The 15,297-nt window shown below is 39.4% G+C and carries 19 protein-coding genes and 1 pseudogene; 7 read left to right on the top strand and 13 right to left on the bottom strand.

The window, feature by feature from the left end; all coding sequences use genetic code 11:
* Window positions 1–41: 41 nt before the first annotated feature.
* Together ACFQ4X_RS01705 and ACFQ4X_RS01700 are read right to left on the bottom strand one after the other, a co-directional pair.
* Entirely contained in the window at window positions 42–443 is a 402-nt protein-coding gene (locus ACFQ4X_RS01705; protein WP_379832837.1) for an HIT family protein, read from the bottom strand.
* Window positions 444–950, bottom strand: a complete 507-nt coding sequence (locus ACFQ4X_RS01700; RefSeq protein ID WP_379832836.1) for an NUDIX hydrolase — start codon at window positions 948–950, stop codon at window positions 444–446.
* A 212-nt stretch (window positions 951–1,162) separates the two neighbouring features.
* Here ACFQ4X_RS01700 and ACFQ4X_RS01695 point away from each other — a divergent pair, with 212 nt between their 5' ends.
* Complete coding sequence (locus tag ACFQ4X_RS01695; RefSeq protein ID WP_379832835.1) at window positions 1,163–1,399, top strand: transporter suffix domain-containing protein; 237 nt, start codon at window positions 1,163–1,165, stop codon at window positions 1,397–1,399.
* A 21-nt stretch (window positions 1,400–1,420) separates the two neighbouring features.
* Window positions 1,421–1,921, top strand: a complete 501-nt coding sequence (locus ACFQ4X_RS01690) for a hypothetical protein (protein WP_379832834.1) — start codon at window positions 1,421–1,423, stop codon at window positions 1,919–1,921.
* Window positions 1,922–1,957: 36 nt separating this feature from the next.
* On the opposite strand, the gene ACFQ4X_RS01685 is transcribed toward ACFQ4X_RS01690, so the two are convergent.
* From ACFQ4X_RS01685 to ACFQ4X_RS01675, 3 genes are all read right to left on the bottom strand, one after another.
* Window positions 1,958–2,158 (bottom strand): hypothetical protein, encoded by a 201-nt coding sequence (locus tag ACFQ4X_RS01685; RefSeq protein ID WP_379832833.1) that lies wholly within the window; start codon window positions 2,156–2,158, stop codon window positions 1,958–1,960.
* A gap of 176 nt (window positions 2,159–2,334) precedes the next feature.
* Entirely contained in the window at window positions 2,335–2,907 is a 573-nt protein-coding gene (locus tag ACFQ4X_RS01680) for an MFS transporter (RefSeq protein WP_379832832.1), read from the bottom strand.
* Window positions 2,904–4,340: an FAD-dependent oxidoreductase gene (locus ACFQ4X_RS01675; RefSeq protein ID WP_379832831.1), complete on the bottom strand. Its 1,437-nt coding sequence runs from the start codon at window positions 4,338–4,340 to the stop codon at window positions 2,904–2,906. Before ACFQ4X_RS01675 ends, ACFQ4X_RS01680 begins: the two co-directional genes overlap by 4 nt.
* A 419-nt stretch (window positions 4,341–4,759) precedes the next feature.
* Between ACFQ4X_RS01675 and ACFQ4X_RS01670 the strand changes: the two genes are divergently transcribed.
* The gene (locus tag ACFQ4X_RS01670) at window positions 4,760–5,077 is read left to right on the top strand and encodes a hypothetical protein (RefSeq protein WP_379832830.1); all 318 of its coding nucleotides are present in this window, start codon (window positions 4,760–4,762) and stop codon (window positions 5,075–5,077) included.
* Between the two features lie 44 nt (window positions 5,078–5,121).
* On the opposite strand, the gene ACFQ4X_RS01665 is transcribed toward ACFQ4X_RS01670, so the two are convergent.
* Both ACFQ4X_RS01665 and ACFQ4X_RS01660 read right to left on the bottom strand, forming a co-directional pair.
* On the bottom strand, window positions 5,122–6,282 hold the full coding sequence (locus tag ACFQ4X_RS01665; RefSeq protein WP_379836992.1) for a M20 family metallopeptidase: 1,161 nt from the start codon (window positions 6,280–6,282) through the stop codon (window positions 5,122–5,124).
* Window positions 6,283–6,348: 66 nt separating this feature from the next.
* A pseudogene (locus tag ACFQ4X_RS01660) lies at window positions 6,349–6,555 on the bottom strand (AbgT family transporter); the annotation flags it as partial.
* A 244-nt stretch (window positions 6,556–6,799) separates the two neighbouring features.
* Here ACFQ4X_RS01660 and ACFQ4X_RS01655 point away from each other — a divergent pair.
* Window positions 6,800–7,426, top strand: a complete 627-nt coding sequence (locus tag ACFQ4X_RS01655) for a class I SAM-dependent methyltransferase (RefSeq protein WP_379832829.1) — start codon at window positions 6,800–6,802, stop codon at window positions 7,424–7,426.
* Between the two features lie 28 nt (window positions 7,427–7,454).
* Here ACFQ4X_RS01655 and ACFQ4X_RS01650 read toward each other — a convergent pair whose 3' ends face one another.
* Window positions 7,455–7,964 (bottom strand): GNAT family N-acetyltransferase, encoded by a 510-nt coding sequence (locus tag ACFQ4X_RS01650; protein WP_379832828.1) that lies wholly within the window; start codon window positions 7,962–7,964, stop codon window positions 7,455–7,457.
* A gap of 117 nt (window positions 7,965–8,081) precedes the next feature.
* On the opposite strand from ACFQ4X_RS01650, the gene ACFQ4X_RS01645 reads away from it, so the two are divergent.
* Window positions 8,082–8,777, top strand: a complete 696-nt coding sequence (locus tag ACFQ4X_RS01645; RefSeq protein WP_379832827.1) for a class I SAM-dependent methyltransferase — start codon at window positions 8,082–8,084, stop codon at window positions 8,775–8,777.
* A gap of 309 nt (window positions 8,778–9,086) precedes the next feature.
* Here the strand turns inward: ACFQ4X_RS01645 and ACFQ4X_RS01640 are convergent, their stop codons facing one another.
* Complete coding sequence (locus tag ACFQ4X_RS01640) at window positions 9,087–11,369, bottom strand: ATP-dependent DNA helicase (RefSeq protein ID WP_379832826.1); 2,283 nt, start codon at window positions 11,367–11,369, stop codon at window positions 9,087–9,089.
* 214 nt (window positions 11,370–11,583) lie between these two features.
* Here ACFQ4X_RS01640 and ACFQ4X_RS01635 point away from each other — a divergent pair, with 214 nt between their 5' ends.
* Complete coding sequence (locus ACFQ4X_RS01635) at window positions 11,584–12,543, top strand: isopenicillin N synthase family dioxygenase (protein WP_379832825.1); 960 nt, start codon at window positions 11,584–11,586, stop codon at window positions 12,541–12,543.
* 291 nt (window positions 12,544–12,834) lie between these two features.
* On the opposite strand, the gene ACFQ4X_RS01630 is transcribed toward ACFQ4X_RS01635, so the two are convergent.
* The 4 genes from ACFQ4X_RS01630 to ACFQ4X_RS01615 all read right to left on the bottom strand — a co-directional run bounded on the left by ACFQ4X_RS01630 (window position 12,835) and on the right by ACFQ4X_RS01615 (window position 14,781).
* Window positions 12,835–13,317, bottom strand: coding sequence for a hypothetical protein (locus ACFQ4X_RS01630; RefSeq protein ID WP_379832824.1), 483 nt, complete (start codon window positions 13,315–13,317; stop codon window positions 12,835–12,837).
* A 125-nt stretch (window positions 13,318–13,442) separates the two neighbouring features.
* Window positions 13,443–13,904, bottom strand: a complete 462-nt coding sequence (gene mscL, locus ACFQ4X_RS01625; protein ID WP_379832823.1) for a large conductance mechanosensitive channel protein MscL — start codon at window positions 13,902–13,904, stop codon at window positions 13,443–13,445.
* A gap of 63 nt (window positions 13,905–13,967) precedes the next feature.
* The gene (locus ACFQ4X_RS01620) at window positions 13,968–14,510 is read right to left on the bottom strand and encodes a 2'-5' RNA ligase family protein (RefSeq protein WP_379832822.1); all 543 of its coding nucleotides are present in this window, start codon (window positions 14,508–14,510) and stop codon (window positions 13,968–13,970) included.
* Window positions 14,511–14,514: 4 nt separating this feature from the next.
* Window positions 14,515–14,781 (bottom strand): hypothetical protein, encoded by a 267-nt coding sequence (locus ACFQ4X_RS01615; RefSeq protein ID WP_379832821.1) that lies wholly within the window; start codon window positions 14,779–14,781, stop codon window positions 14,515–14,517.
* A gap of 203 nt (window positions 14,782–14,984) precedes the next feature.
* On the opposite strand from ACFQ4X_RS01615, the gene ACFQ4X_RS01610 reads away from it, so the two are divergent.
* Window positions 14,985–15,107, top strand: coding sequence for a YjcZ family sporulation protein (locus ACFQ4X_RS01610; protein ID WP_130296567.1), 123 nt, complete (start codon window positions 14,985–14,987; stop codon window positions 15,105–15,107).
* The last annotated feature ends 190 nt before the right edge of the window (window positions 15,108–15,297 follow it).

The raw sequence follows: 15,297 nt of genomic DNA, 5'->3' as shown, positions 1-15,297 counted from the left end.
TAGTAATCATTGTGGCACACTTTTTCATACAGATAAAAATATTAGACCGCTCCGAGCATATCTGCTGTTTCAGCTAATCTCTTATGAGCACCATCCTGAATCGTTGACTCACTCCACGTAAACCCGTCATTTTCATACCTTGGAATGACATGCATGTGAAAATGAGTCAGATCACTAAATTTTCCCCCATTTTGATTGATTGTAATCCCATCCGGTTTTAAACAAGTGTTTAACTTTTCAGAGATTAATTTAGCAGCACCCATAACAGCAAGCGTTTCTTCGTGCGTTAATTCAATAAGTTCCCTTACGTGTCTTTTCGGTAATATTAATGTGTGTCCTTCATTAAAAGGATCAATGTCCAGAAAACAGCGGACAAGTTCATCTTCATACACGGTATGTACAGGCAGTTTCGCATTTGCTAAATCGCACCCTAAACAGCTCATTTAGATCAATCCCTTCAATCGTGCAAGCAGCAATCCATGCGCCAGCTCGCTATCTTTCCAGATGCCTTGCTCAATATTACGGAACGCCCGCTCTATAGGAATATGAAAAGCTTGAATAGAAGCTTCTTTTTTCTCTAGTTTCTGCGACCTGTACTCAAGAATGTCTTTCGTAAAATATACATGTGTAACGCAATTACTGTAGCAAGCACTCGGCTGAATGCTGCCTAAAAACATGGCATCCCCGCATACAATACCAGTTTCTTCAAGCAGCTCACGTTTCGCTGCTTCCTCAGGTTCTTCATTAACGTTCATTCCACCGCCAGGAAGCTGGATAATGACTTCTTCCACGGCAGGACGAAACTGACTGATTAATATTAAACTATTATTTTCAACAGCAACCATCACAGCTGCTTCGTGTGGTATCTCTTTTAAAGTAATCTTGCCAAACTCATCTTCAAATACTTCTATCTCTTTATCTTTACTTTGATATACAAGTTCTTTCTTCAATCGGTCCCCCACCTTTTTACAACAGTGTCCTCTTAACATTATCCAAACTTGGAAACATTTACAACTATGAACGAATTGGAAATTTAGACCAGTTAACTATTTTTCTTCTTGTGGGAAAAAACAGGCAGTTTTATACTGTAAATGGATATGTGGGAACTTTTATGAAAACTTATTCGTATTAACCATTAGACAAAATAAAGGAGTTTTCAACAATGAAAAAGAAAACTGGAATTATATTTATCATTCTCTCATTTGTCCTATGGATTTTTATTCCCATTATTCCCTTTTTATCATTTAGTGCTGCTGCCAAGACAGGCATCGTGAGTGGATTATTTATTGGAGGAGAAGTCTTCTTCTGGCTCGGTGCACTTTTAGCTGGGAAGGATATCGTAAAAAAGTTCATTCAAAAATATTGGCGTAAGAAAGAAAAAGAGGATGATCTCTCTTAATTCCATTTAGGAGGCTTTTATATGAAATGGGTGGCTGGAATCGTTACTTTGCTGTTTATGTTCGGTTGTTCATCTCCTTCACCAGAACTTGAAAGTTTAATGAAGAAATACCCTGACATACAAAAAGAAATGCACACTCTTCCAGACGAAGAATTATCACAAGTGAAAATTCCAAGCCATTTGCCCTTCATACCTGATTCCATCTCCTCAACAGTTGAAAAGAATGCCGGATTTCAACCAAGATTTGCAGAAGTCGTATACCATAAAGACAACAATGCCAGTTTATCTGTTGCTACCTATTTTAATAGAGTTGAAAATATTGATCCTGACTTACCCTTGTCATTCAAACTAAAAGATGGCTCGATTGCAGATATGAGAATGAATCATGTGGATACGCGGGAATTAGTCTGGTCGAAAAAGAATCAGAAGCTGACCTACAAGATTACATTGAATGTTGTTCCAGAAACGAACAATCCATGGACAACAGAAGATATGATAAAAATTGCAGAATCAATGAAGTAAGGAGCTAACGATGGAGGGAATACTTCTAGGTTTTATTTATACTTTTTTGATCGTGATATCTTTTGAAACCATTTTTAGCAGAATACTGGCTACCGGATCTAAACACTCAGGAAAGAAAATATTTGTTCTTGCTATACAGAGCTTAGTCATCAGCTTGTTTTTCTTTGCTGTTTTCTGATAGATTTGCTTTTGGATGTTTATTAAACGGTCATCGTTGAATAGTTGATTGGAGCGCAAGGTGCGAGACTCCTGCGGGATCAGCGGGACAGGTGAGACCCTGCAGGCTTGAAGAGCCTAGGGGGCTCACCGCACGCCCCGCGGAAAGCGAGCATCCTGGAGCGGAGATCAATGCCTTCTAATAGCAACAAAGATTACGAAATACGCTTTTTCTTTTATAACTAAAGCCCGGCAGCTTATGGCTGCACGGGCTTTTCTTTCATTTGGTTCTTTAAAATATGATCAGATCTCATTAAGATCACAGCAGATATCAGATATAAGAATGAAGCGATATAAAAAAGGCTTCCAATCGTCAGGAAATCTATTAAATATCCGGTTGCCATTACCGCAGCAGCTCCCCATACACTCGTCCATAAATGGTAGTTTCCTATTTTCTGCCCAGTATGTTCACCTGCAGTTTGTCTTGCAAGTGCTGTCTTTTCAGTGGTTTTCTGTACGGCTCCTAATACACCCATTACAATTTGTAAAAGATAAAGCGCTGAGATGGTTTCAATGATCGGAACAATAATCATTACTCCAGCCATACCCCACGTATATAACAGCAATAATGAACGGTCTCCTATTCTATCTGATAGTCTTCCGATTAAAGGGTGAACTAGTGCCGCTGTAAGAGCGAATAGTCCATATGCCAATCCAAATTGTGAGTAGCTGTCACCGATATTCCTTATAAGAAGCAAATAAAACGGAAACACCATAGAGCTAGCCGTCATTAAAATACTCTGCGATGCTACGAATGTTCGATAATTCATTGTCCATACCTCTCGTAAAACAGATTTTTAAAACGTTCTTCGGGATCGAACTCTCTTTTCTTTTCAAAGAATTCATCAATGCGAGGATATGCTCTTTTTAGCTGTGCATCCGATGGATACGAATAATACGGTAAATAATAGCTTCCATTGTGATCCAAAGTCACATCAATTAATTTTTGCAAGACTCTTTCTGTCTGTTCAATGTCCTGTTTTGATCTACCTTGATTGATTAATAAAACGAGAGCAAACATGTCATCCTTCGCATAAGAGAGGACAGCATCCTCGTCATGCCCTACGTATCTTATTGTTATGTTTAGTAAGTTTAGTTCTTCTTTTTCTAAAACTGCTCTTAAATCAGTGATATACTCAGCAAATTGATCAACAGGGACAAAGTATTCTTGCAGCACTTCTGTCTGGTTAGGGTTTTCGTATTCCATAAATTCGCTGTCTGACCTCATCACATTATTACGAGTTTCATACTTCCCGTCATTATTCATAAAGTATTCTTTTTGCGTTTCCCAAAGCAGACCTTTACCCCAATCACTGTATCTGGACAAACCAAGCATAAATTTAGGCAAAGCCACAATTTCTTCTTTTTTTAATTCCATGTATTTTTCTCGTTTACGCTGATCTTCAGCAAGCACGTAGTCAGTAACATACATCTCTTTTAAGAAAGATTCAGGTGCCACTGATATTCGTGCAAGGTGCATTTTAACTGAATCATCATGTTTCACTTTTTCATTAAAATACATTTCATACTCTTTATAATTCATTGCCGCTGATCGATGCTGATACAGTTCATCATCAGCAAGTTCCAATGTCACATCGAGTATTACACCGAATAAACCGTACCCCCCAATTACATAAGGAAACATATCACTGTTCTCAGTGCGGCTGACATTGATTATTGCTCCATCTGGTTTTAACAATCGGAAAGATTTTACTGAGTCAATTAACGAACCGTATCGAATATCACGCCCGTGAACATTAACACTCAAAGAACCTCCAACGGTAAAAATATTCTGTGACTGCATCACTTTTATCGAGAGACCATACGGGTTTATCTTTTCTTGAATGTCAGCCCATGTCACACCTGATTGTACCGTGATCTTTTTTTCCTTAGGACTAAAATTTAAAATTTTGCTGTACCCTGTCATGTCCAGCAAGGTTCCATTTGGATACAATGTATGACCTCCCTGGCTGTGCTGCATACCTGCAATAGCAATCGTTTCTCCGGTTTCGCGCGCTTCTTTTAACCATTGTTGAATTTGTTTAGTGGAATGAACATCTCGAAAATATTTCATTTTAACCGGCAGAAGTTTGCCTGCATCTTCTGCAGTTTCTTTTGCACTTTGGCGAGAATATACGTGCCAACTTGAGTAAAAGGCAGATCCATAGATTAATAAACAAATTAAAATCCATTTTAATTTCAACTTTGGCACCGCCTTTTTCTCTTTAGTGTAAATTTACACTTTAATTATAAAAGGTCTATTTTTTTCTGGCAAGAATTTTTTTCCAATAAAAGAATCGGCTCATCTGGTCACTTTACGGTACGTGTTCTTATATTTATTACACGTACGCTCAGAAATTCTGATTTACGCTCAGCCTGATACCACATACGCTCAAACTACTCTAGCACCGCTCAAGATTTTCAAGCTACGCTCAAACATCCACTGTTTTCGCTCAAGATGCCTTCTGCTTTTGAGCTTTCACCGTTCCTCCCCTACCCAACGGAAGATAATCAGCATTTTACTAGAGTTATCTCGTAATTTTTTTAAAAAATATAAAAAATAGTGATTCGTACAAGCACTCATCTCCCCCTTTCATATAGTAATAGTGGGGGTGATACTAAATGAGCAAGAAAAGAAAAAAGCGGAACGAAGGATCTCCTAATGGCAAAGGCGCAAATGCTACTGCTGCATCTGCAAATGGTACAGATCTAGGTAATCTTATTGAAAAGAAGTTACGTAAAAAAACCTCTACTACTGGTACGTCTACTCCAGTTGCAGCAGCTGCTGCTAACGGGACAGGCACTGGCGGTGCTGTAGAAGCGCTTCGTGCTTTGTTAGATTCTGGTCTTTCAGAAAAGAAGTCTAAAAAGTCTTCAAAGAAATCTTGTAAGAAGTCTAAGAAGTGTAAGGATAACTCTGACGACAGCTGCTGGGAGTAATCCTTAGTAAATAAAAAAAAGCCCCCTATTGAGGGCTTTTTTACTTATTTTGTAACACCGATTTTTTCTTCTGCATTTTGCTTTAAGTACGTCAGTGTTGCAGCTCCTAATAGATTAGCAGCAATCAATAATGCATCTTCATTAATTTTGAATTTCGGATGATGATGAGGGTATGTTTCATCCCAAGCTGAGTCTTCTGCACCAGTAAAGAAGAATGTACCAGGTACTTTTTCTAAATAATACGCATAATCTTCCCCGCCCATTTGCGGTTCGATCTCTTCAAGCTCCAGCACACCTGGCACCTTTTTCGCCACATCGACTACAAACTCTGTATCTTCTTTATGATTTACGACTGCTGGATAGCCGCGCTTAAATACATATTCATAAGAAGCATCCGCTGCTAAACACGTTCCTTTTGCAATGCGGTCAATTTCCTGTTCGATCGCAACACGTACATCCTCTTTAAAAGTTCGAACTGTACCAGTCAGTTTAGCTGAGTCAGCAATTACGTTAAATGCATTCTTCGCTTCAAATGCACCGACGGATACAACGGCGGCATCGAGAGGATTCACTCGGCGGCTCACAATTTGCTGCAAGTTTGAAACAAGCTGTGCTCCGATCACGATACTGTCTTTCGTTTTATGAGGCTGGGCGCCGTGTCCGCCCTTCCCCTGAACTTTTATTGTAAAAGAGTCGGCGGCTGCCATTACTGGGCCAGTTCTGTACCCGATTGTTCCGGTTGGCATTGTTGCCCAAAGGTGGGTTCCAAAAATGACGTCAACCCCGTCCAGGCAGCCGTCCTCGATCATGACAATCGCTCCGCCTGGTGCTAATTCTTCTGCGTGCTGATGGATAAATACAACATTTCCTTCGAGTTCATCTTTCATTTCATTTAATACTTTTGCCAATACAAGAAGTGTAGCTGTATGGCCATCGTGCCCGCAAGCATGCATGACACCTGGAACATTTGATTTATAAGGAGAATCGTTTTCTTCCTGAATTGGAAGTGCGTCAAAATCAGCTCGCAGTGCGACGGTTTTGCCAGGCTTTCCTCCTCTTAAGGTAGCCACTACACCCCTTCCGCCTACTCCTTTTCGAACGTCTAATCCTAATTTTTCATGATAAGCAGCAATATAAGCTGGTGTTTCCACTTCTTCAAATGATAGTTCAGGATTTTGATGAAGATGTCTACGGATCTCCACCATTTCATCTTGATAGTTTGCCAACCGACTGAATAATTGTTCCAAACCCGCTCACTCCTTCTATATAATTTACTTTTTTATATATTCGCCAGGACCCAATGGAAGTCCTAGCACGTACCAGACAGCAAATAAGATACACCAGAAAATCGTGTAGGCAATCGTGTACGGTAGCAAGGATGAAATGAGAATCCCCATCCCCATATTTTTGTCGAACTTTTTAGCAAAAGAAAGCAATATAGCAAAGTACGCAAGCATCGGAGTGATCATATTTGTAATTTGTTATTATTATTCAGAAAATTGAATTTCTTAACATTCTACAGGCTGTTCGACATGCTTTCAAGGGGGATTTAAGAACACAACTTTTTTACTACAAACCAATACAGGAAAGGGGCGAGAGGAATGTAAGGGCTTTCCTTTACTGAATTTTCTTTCATTTTAAAATTTACCAGTCTGACATCTTTCGCTATAATGAATCTATCATTTTGCTTTTCGAACATATCTTTTTTAAGGAGCGAACTTCATGGATCTTTTGTTAAAAGAAAGTCTGAAAGCAAGCTATAACGAGCAAGCTCATTCAAGAGACAAAGCCGATATAGACGAGTGGAAGATCGTTGAGCTGAAATCTTATATAGATGCTCTTAGCAATGAAGAAATAAGTGCAGTTCTAGATATCGGCGCAGGCTCTGGACAGCACGGGAAATATTTGCTGGATCACGGCTTTGATGTAACGTGTATCGATCTTTCTCCAAGCATGGTCGAAACATGCCGTATGAAAGGATTAAAAGCAGAAGTGATGGATTATTATACGCTGGATTTTGATGCTGAATCCTTTGATGCTGTATGGGCGATGAATACACTGCTTCACGTTCCAAAGGTGAGCTTGCCTGCTGTTCTCAAAAACATTCATACAGTTCTTAAAGACGATGGATTGTTTTACATGGGAGTATACGGCGGAAAAGATTCAGAAGGAGTTTGGGAAGACGATACATATATACCAAAACGATTCTTTTCTTTTTATACAAACGAAGACATTCAAGAGGTAGTATCGCCATTATTTGAAGTGCTGAACTTTCATGTCGTTCCTGAAGCCGGCGGGAGCATGGACTTTCAATCCTTATTGCTGCGTAAAAAAACCGTGGATGAATAACAAAAAAGCTCCTCGATGGAGGGGCTTTTTATATTTTTCTCATATAACGGAATGAAATGTGATGGGTTCGTTTACTTACCTTTTCGGATTGTTTTACAAATCCCCTTGCTTCATAAAAAGGAATTCCTTTTTCATTACCCTTTTGCGCTGAAAGCCATTGCTCTTTTATTCCAAGACTTTTTTGATAATCTGTATAAAAGCTCAATAGTTTACTTCCGATTCCTAATCCTCGCTTATCTGGATCCATGTAAAAGACGAAGATTTCACCTGTTTGGCTGCCCGTTGTTCCGCCCCCAATTGCACCTACTACTTGACCTTCCTCTTCCGCAATAAAGTAGCCGTGCCACTGTTCACTGAACTCCGTGACTTCTTTCAAGACCCTATCCTGGTTAAAATACTCTTCTATAACCTGCTCTACATACGCTTCATCTTCCAAATAACCATATGTTGCTCTCCATCCTTCTGAGCAAACTTTAGCTATTCCTGCCACATGCTCAGTTCCTGCTTTTTTTAATGTAAGACCCGCTAAATCTTTCACTTTTTCCACCTCTTTTATTCACTCTTCACCCCAATTATAATCTATTTTTTGGTAAAATAGAGATATACATCTCAGTCAGTCAGAGGCCTATTTTAACTATGAAAGGCGGACGATTTTTTGACAAAATTGATTACTAAAAATGAACATGTTTATGACATGCTGGACTCGCTTTTACGTGATGAAGGTGCATTCTGGAATTCTTTTTATGAAGATCGAAATAAGAAGATTCCTTTTTTTATTGACGCACCTGACGAAAATCTAGTGAACTATATTGAAAACGGGATGATTAAGCCCGGGCGGGTTCTTGAGCTGGGATGCGGACCTGGACGAAATGCGATCTATCTTGCAGAACTAGGGTTTAAGGTTGATGCTGTTGATCTTTCGAGTGAAGGACTTCAATGGGCACGTGAACGAGCGGAAGAAAAAGGCGTTCAAGTAAATTTCATTCAAGGCAATATCTTTAAACTCGACATCCCTCATGATGAATATGATTTAATCTATGATTCTGGCTGTTTTCACCATGTTCCTCCTCACAGAAGGGTGAGCTATCTTAATCTATTAAACAACTGTTTAAAAACCGGCGGGTATTTTGCGATTACGTGTTTTGATGCAGAAGGCATGGGACTTGATGTACCAGATGAGGCAGTTTATCGTGAGCGGACGATGAAAGGCGGCCTCGGTTATACGTTTGAGAAGATGCGTGACGTGTTTTCAGATTTTGAAGTGCTCGAACTTCGTAAAATGAAAGAAATGAAGCAGCCGGCAGACACATTTGGTCTGCCATTTTTATGGGCTGGCTTATATAAAAAGTAAAAAGAAAGGGGCTGTCCCAAAAGTAAGGTAAACTTACTTTTGGCAGCCCCGAATTTTTTATTTTTCCAAAATAAAAAATAAATAACAACCCCGAAATTCAGCTATTTAATAGGATTTATATCCAATTAAAGTTGCTTGGCCGGTGCCAAGCAACCTAAAATAAGTATGATTTCATTTATGAGCCTTCGAGGAGATTTATGAGCCCTTAAGAAAGTTTATGGTCCTTTAAATTTTTTTATGATCCTTCAAAAATTTTTATGAGCCTTCAAAATGTTTTATAGGCTTTTCGACAAACCACCCGCAAAAATCCTACCCTTTCAGCACAACAAAATCCCGCCATTCTTCAGGCAGCATCTCCACATACTTACGGCTTAAAAACCGGTCATCCACAAGTACGAGCGTTCCGCGATCCTCTTCAGATCTGATTACCCTGCCCCCAGCCTGCAGCACTTTGTTCATGCCCGGGTAAACGTATGCAAAATCATAGCCATTCTTCCCTGCGCTTTGAAAATAATCCTTCATCGTATCGCGCTCTAATCCAACTTGCGGCAATCCGACTCCGATTATTACTGCTCCTGTTAAGCGGTCTCCTTTTAGATCAATTCCCTCTGAAAAAATACCGCCCATGACAGCGAATCCAACAAGCGATTGCTCTCCAGCCGTATCAAAGTTAGCCAGGAATTTCTCACGCTCCTCCTCTGACATAGCAGGGTGCTGAACAATAGGGTGAAATGCTGGATCTTCTTCCAGAAGCCGATCAACCAAATCGGTCATATAACGATATGACGGGAAAAAGACGAGATAATTCCCCGGCCTCTTATCCACAAGATCGATAATCATTTCCTTTATAGGTTCAATTGTCTTTTCTCTATCTCTGAAACGAGTAGAAAGAGGCTGAATAAAAACATCCAGCTGTTCCTTCTCATAAGGTGAAGGCATGCGAATTACATAGTCTTCTTCCCCGCCGCCAAGCATCTCCCGAAAATAGGATAGTGGAGAAAGAGTGGCAGAAAAGAAAATGCGGGACCCATATTTTTTCCCGGTTTGAAAAAGAAGCTGGGACGGATCCATACAGAACAAACGAACCTCTACTTCACTTTTAAAGACATCAATAAATGTAACAAACCGCTCATCATAAAACTCTGATATCTTAACCATTTGATTCGCAGCAAAATAGGCTTCAAGCAATTGTTCATCACTTTCACCGCTTGCCAGGAGCTGTTCTGCCTGAACCAGAAAATCCTCCAAACAGCTGATAAAATCTTCAGGAAGATCAGGAACGGCAACCTGTTTCTCTCCATGTTTTTTTTTAAGTTTCAGCATTTCATCATTTATCGTCTTAGCCGTTCCCCAGAGCCCGTCGTTCTTTCCTTTGTATTCCCGAGACAGCTGCAAGAATGCAGATTTCTGCAATTCTGCAGAATACATACTGCGTGCACGATCTACGAGATTATGCGCTTCATCCATGAGCAGTACCGTACGTTTCTTTTGTTCTTCAAACAAACGTTTAAAAGATACACGTGGATCGAACACGTAGTTATAGTCACAGATCACACCATCTGCCGCATATGCCAGATCAATCGAAAATTCAAACGGACAGACTTTATGTTTTTGGGCATATTGAGAGATGACATCACGATTCATTATCGTTTCATTTTTTAAAATATCTAGTACCGCATCGTTGATTCGATCAAAATATCCATCCGCAAATTCACAGTAAGAAGAATCGCATCGTGTCTCCTCTTTAAAACAAACTTTGTCTTTCGCCGTTATGGTTACACTTTGAAAAAATAGACCTTTCTCATTCATAAGTTGAAGGGCTTCTTCCGCATTCTTTCGATTCAGCGTTTTCGCTGTAAGATAAAAGATCTTTTCTGCCTTTTCCTCTCCCATGGCTTTAACAGCAGGAAAAAGGGTAGAAATCGTCTTCCCAGTCCCCGTTGGCGCATTGGCAAACAGTGTTTTTTTATCAGCGATCGTCTTATAAACGGCTCCTGCAAAATTTCGCTGTCCGTTTCGATATTGATCAAACGGAAATGGAAGTTCTCGGATGCTCTCGTTTCTCTGCTGCAGATTCTCCAATCGAAGTTTCGCATAAGGAGCATAGCTTTTTATGAGATGAAGCATGAACTCCTCTAGATCTGCCATGGTACAGTTTTCCTGAAATCTTTTTTGTTCACCTGACTCCACCTGTACGTATGTGAGCTGAACCTTTACTTCGTCTTTTTCTACTTTTTTCAAGTACATATAAGCGTAGCACTTTGCCTGAGCCCAGTGGACGGGATAAGAATCTTTCTTTATATCATCTAACTGTTTTGCAGTTGATTTGATCTCATCAATCGTTACAAGATCTTCTTCCAGCAAAAGACCATCACAGCGGCCTTCCACCACGTAATCGATCTCTTCATACGCATAGCTCATCTGCAAGAATACTTCCGCAGCATCTGCTTCACCGTATGTTTTTTGTATCGTTTGATGAGCTTTCGTTCCCTCTATTAATGAGGATGTGGTTTTAAATCCTGATTCAATGCTTCCTGAACGGAATACATATTCGACAAGTGTCCGAACGGATATTTTTACAGATTGAGGCATGAATTCACCTACCGATTCCAATCAATAATTTGTAGTTTAATAGTAACATAATGCACCTGAATTTCACTCAACGACTTCCAGTATCTTGTATTTCCATGCTACCGATGTTTAAAAATAGTACTATTCTTTAAAATAGCTATTGCTACTCAATACTTTTATGATAAAATTTAAACTGTTTGAAAGCGATTTCATAAATGTCTGGGGGCTATATTAAATGTCTACACAAACTCAATCACTAGTTAAAACATTAAACCTGAAAAACTTTACACACGGTACTTCTGAACAGCGCAAAGAATTCGCTGCTCAATTTGAAGCAGGTCTGAAAGAAACAGGTTTTATTATTTTAGAAGGTCATGGTGTAAACACTCACCTAATCGAAAGAAACTATGAACTTTGGGAAAAGTTTTTCACACTTGATACAGAAATTAAGCAAAAGTATGAAGGTGTTGAAGGCGGAGCACGCGGATACACTGGATTTGGAAAAGAACATGCAAAGAATCGTTCAGTTGGAGATTTAAAAGAATTCTTCCATGTGGGTCAAGAGCTTCCTGTTGGACACCCGCTTTCAAGTGATTATGCAGCTAACGTTTGGCCTGAAGAAGTGGCAGAGCTTCGTCAATATGCGTTGAACTTCTATCGTGAGTTAGAGCGTGTTGCTCGTAACATGCTTGAAGCACTTGCAATTCAAATGGACCTTCGTCCAAGATTCTTTGCTGACATGATTCAAGACGGAAACAGCATTCTTCGTGCAATCCACTACCCGCCACTTGATGATTCAATGGATAAAGGTGCGATTCGTGCTGGTGAGCATGAAGACATTAATTTGATCACTCTTTTAGTAGAATCAACAGCTTCTGGTTTGGAACTTCTAACTCGTGAAGGAGAATGGGTTCCTGTTAAAGCTGAAAAAGGACAAATTATCGTTGACGCTGGGGACATGCTTTCCCGCATCACGAACGAAGTAATCCCGGCAACTACTCACCGTGTAGTAAATCCTGAAGGCGAGAACACATCTCGTTATTCCATGCCGTTCTTCGTGCATCCATACCCGAATTCATTGTTGGAGACGATTCCTTCATGCATCTCTGAAGATAATCCTGAGAAGTATCCGCCGATCACAGCTGGCGACTTCTTATATGAGCGTCTTGTTGAAATCGGTCTTATCAAAAAATAAGCAAGAAGAAGGCTGGTCCCAATGGGCCAGCCTTTTACTTTACTGCTTGTTTTTTACGGTACGTGTTCTTATTTTTATTACACGTTCGCTCAAAAAGAGTGAGTTTCCACTCCAAATCCGCCTCGTTCCACGCAGACTTACTGGAGTTTCACGCTAAACATACCTAGTTTGACGCAAACTGCATAGAGTTTCACGCGATCAGGAGGAGTTTTGATCAAAGTCCTCTACACTTTTCCTATCAATGTCGGTTCTATCTGTAAATAAAACGTAAAAGTGTTCGAATCTACTAATTTATTGAACAACATGCCCGCTGAAAGCTTTTTCCCAATCTCTTTCATGCATGCTTTGCATCATTCCTATTTTCCACTTATCTCTTTTATTAAACGCTAAATGTACATCTTTATATTTTATTACTTTTCCGTTTTCCACCATCACTAGATCCACATTGCCGGATGGCCAACCGTCATTCGTCCTAATTTTTAAATTCTCGTATGACTTTATATACGTCCCCTCTGTAAACAATTGTTTGTTTCTTTTAATCCAGCTGTTTTTTGCCGCATCCTCCGTTATAGTTACGTCCTCGTCATATGCTCCATTAAAAAAGTAAATTTGATCAAATGCTTTTTCAAAATCTTGATTGGCAGCATGTTTTAAAAACTGTGACGCCTGCTGCTTCGCTTGGAATTTCACCCATAGGTCTGGACCAAAAAGGAAAGAAAAACCGACTAAGAAAAATCCCGTTACTATCCAAATAACTTTTCTGAAGTTCTTCAAAAAAATACCCCTATTCCGTTTTCTTCATATTATCCATTTATTGTAATTAATTCTATGTTAATTCCATGATAGATACATGATATAGAAAACTTTGCTGACGTCTTAAAATGCAAAAAACAGCCCTCTCATTCTGAAGGCTGTCTAACTACTGCATCATCATTTAAATCTGCTGTACAATTTTGACACTTAACTGCTCTTAATGGAATTGTAGTTAAGCAATATTTACATTCTTTCGTATCCGGTTCTTTCACTTCTTCTTTTCTTTTTAAACGATTAATCTGCTTCACAACTAAGAAAATAACAAGAGCAATGATAAAGAAATTTATGAGCGTATTAATAAAAAGTCCATAATTCAGCGTTGCCGCTCCCGCTCTTTTTGCTTCAGCCAAAGAGGAATAATCCCCTTTTCCGAGGTTTATGTATAAGTTGCTAAAATCTACCTTTCCTAGCAATAGACCGATCGGAGGCATAATTACATCTTCAACTAAAGAAGTTACAATCTTTCCGAATGCTGCCCCGATGATTACCCCAATGGCAAGATCCATCACATTGCCGCGCATAATAAAAGTCTTAAATTCGTTCCACATCAATTCGATTCCTTTCTATATGGCTATTTATATGTATAACCATACAATAGATCCTTTAAAACTTCAGCTATCAAATCTCTTTAAATCTACTGTAAAAATATCCTTCATGTCTGTACAAACATCTTCATCAAACACAAGCTCGAGCAATTCTACACTTTCAATTCTGGCAGTGAAAGGCTCCAGATATTTCACCGAGTAATCAAAAGCTTCCACCAGCTTTTCATGTGTCAAATGACTGGCAATTGTACAATGAGGAACCCACTGTGCTGGGGCATATAAAGATTTCGGATCGGTTATTCCCATAAACCGTTCATGATACCTAGAGTGAAAGTCTGTTAAACTTGGATCTTTAGTTGGGGCTGCGTACAATGTACCACTGTTTAAAAACATTCCAATTGACGGTATAAATAACTGCACAGCAGACTGATTTTTAAAGTACTTTTCCATTTCTTTTTTAAATAACTCAACTTCCAGCTCATTGTGAGTCGCAATTGTAACGTGCGGTCTCATCCCATAATCAGTTATACCTGCCTCTTTCATTCCTTGCCTTAATTCATCTATTTTTTCTTCTGTATCACGATCAAAAAAGCCAAGAATTCCATACATCTTATCAGCTCCTGAAAAAAGATTTTATTAAACGTACAAGACGGTTTACGCCGTAGATAATTAATACATCGATTATTAAAAATGCCGCTGCACCACCTAAATCCCCTTCAGGTGTCAGTGATGACGACCAGTAAATATAGAAACCTGCAAAAATCATTGCACCGGCTAATGCTGTCTTCCAGCTGGCGACGTTCAAAAGACCGCCAAAAAGACCTAACAATAAGCTCAAAACCGGAAAGACAAAGAACAGATAAAGCATAATATCTAACATAAAATACCCCCAGAACAAATCCTCTAATCCCACATTAATGTTGTTGTAATTATACCTTAATCCAAATTTCGGTAGATACAACTTTTATCTTTTTCAAGTATGATCACTATTCCGCTCTTGTCCCGAAAAAATGGGCTAATCCCGCCCAAACCTTTAACTTGTACGCTTAATAATCTGTCATTGTAAAGAAGGAGGTGGGTTATATGGGATTTAAGTCACACGGAAACAGCTTTGCTTTGATCGTAGTGCTATTTATCTTGTTAATCATCGTTGGGTGTTGCTGGTGCGGTGGTTACGGCGGCGGTTACGGAGGAGGCTGGTGTTAATCACCACCTTTCTTCCAAGCTGGAAGTAATGCGCTGAATTAATCTAGCAATCAATTGCGTTAAAACCTTTTGCTTAGAACAACCCCTCGTATGAATACAGAGATAGAGAACTAGAGAGAGAAAAGGCCTGTACTCTTAGGAGGGCAGGTCTTTTAAACTTTAGGGTTGTACCAGAAAATAATCATTTTCG

This window comes from Fictibacillus halophilus (assembly GCF_042680145.1).
Lineage (GTDB): Bacteria > Bacillota > Bacilli > Bacillales > Fictibacillaceae > Fictibacillus > Fictibacillus halophilus_A.
This window is presented reverse-complemented; position numbering and strand designations above follow the sequence as displayed.

Coding starts and splice junctions, on each gene's coding strand:
- ACFQ4X_RS01705 (WP_379832837.1), bottom strand. CDS start 443: ATGAGCTGTTTAGGGTGCGATTTAGCAAATGCGAAACTGCCTGTACAT.
- ACFQ4X_RS01665 (WP_379836992.1), bottom strand. CDS start 6,282: ATGGTGGAGATCCGTAGACATCTTCATCAAAATCCTGAACTATCATTT.
- ACFQ4X_RS01690 (WP_379832834.1), top strand. CDS start 1,421: ATGAAATGGGTGGCTGGAATCGTTACTTTGCTGTTTATGTTCGGTTGT.
- ACFQ4X_RS01620 (WP_379832822.1), bottom strand. CDS start 14,510: ATGTATGGAATTCTTGGCTTTTTTGATCGTGATACAGAAGAAAAAATA.
- mscL (WP_379832823.1), bottom strand. CDS start 13,904: ATGTGGAACGAATTTAAGACTTTTATTATGCGCGGCAATGTGATGGAT.
- ACFQ4X_RS01635 (WP_379832825.1), top strand. CDS start 11,584: ATGTCTACACAAACTCAATCACTAGTTAAAACATTAAACCTGAAAAAC.
- ACFQ4X_RS01640 (WP_379832826.1), bottom strand. CDS start 11,369: ATGCCTCAATCTGTAAAAATATCCGTTCGGACACTTGTCGAATATGTA.
- ACFQ4X_RS01680 (WP_379832832.1), bottom strand. CDS start 2,907: ATGAATTATCGAACATTCGTAGCATCGCAGAGTATTTTAATGACGGCT.
- ACFQ4X_RS01695 (WP_379832835.1), top strand. CDS start 1,163: ATGAAAAAGAAAACTGGAATTATATTTATCATTCTCTCATTTGTCCTA.
- ACFQ4X_RS01670 (WP_379832830.1), top strand. CDS start 4,760: ATGAGCAAGAAAAGAAAAAAGCGGAACGAAGGATCTCCTAATGGCAAA.
- ACFQ4X_RS01615 (WP_379832821.1), bottom strand. CDS start 14,781: ATGTTAGATATTATGCTTTATCTGTTCTTTGTCTTTCCGGTTTTGAGC.
- ACFQ4X_RS01610 (WP_130296567.1), top strand. CDS start 14,985: ATGGGATTTAAGTCACACGGAAACAGCTTTGCTTTGATCGTAGTGCTA.
- ACFQ4X_RS01655 (WP_379832829.1), top strand. CDS start 6,800: ATGGATCTTTTGTTAAAAGAAAGTCTGAAAGCAAGCTATAACGAGCAA.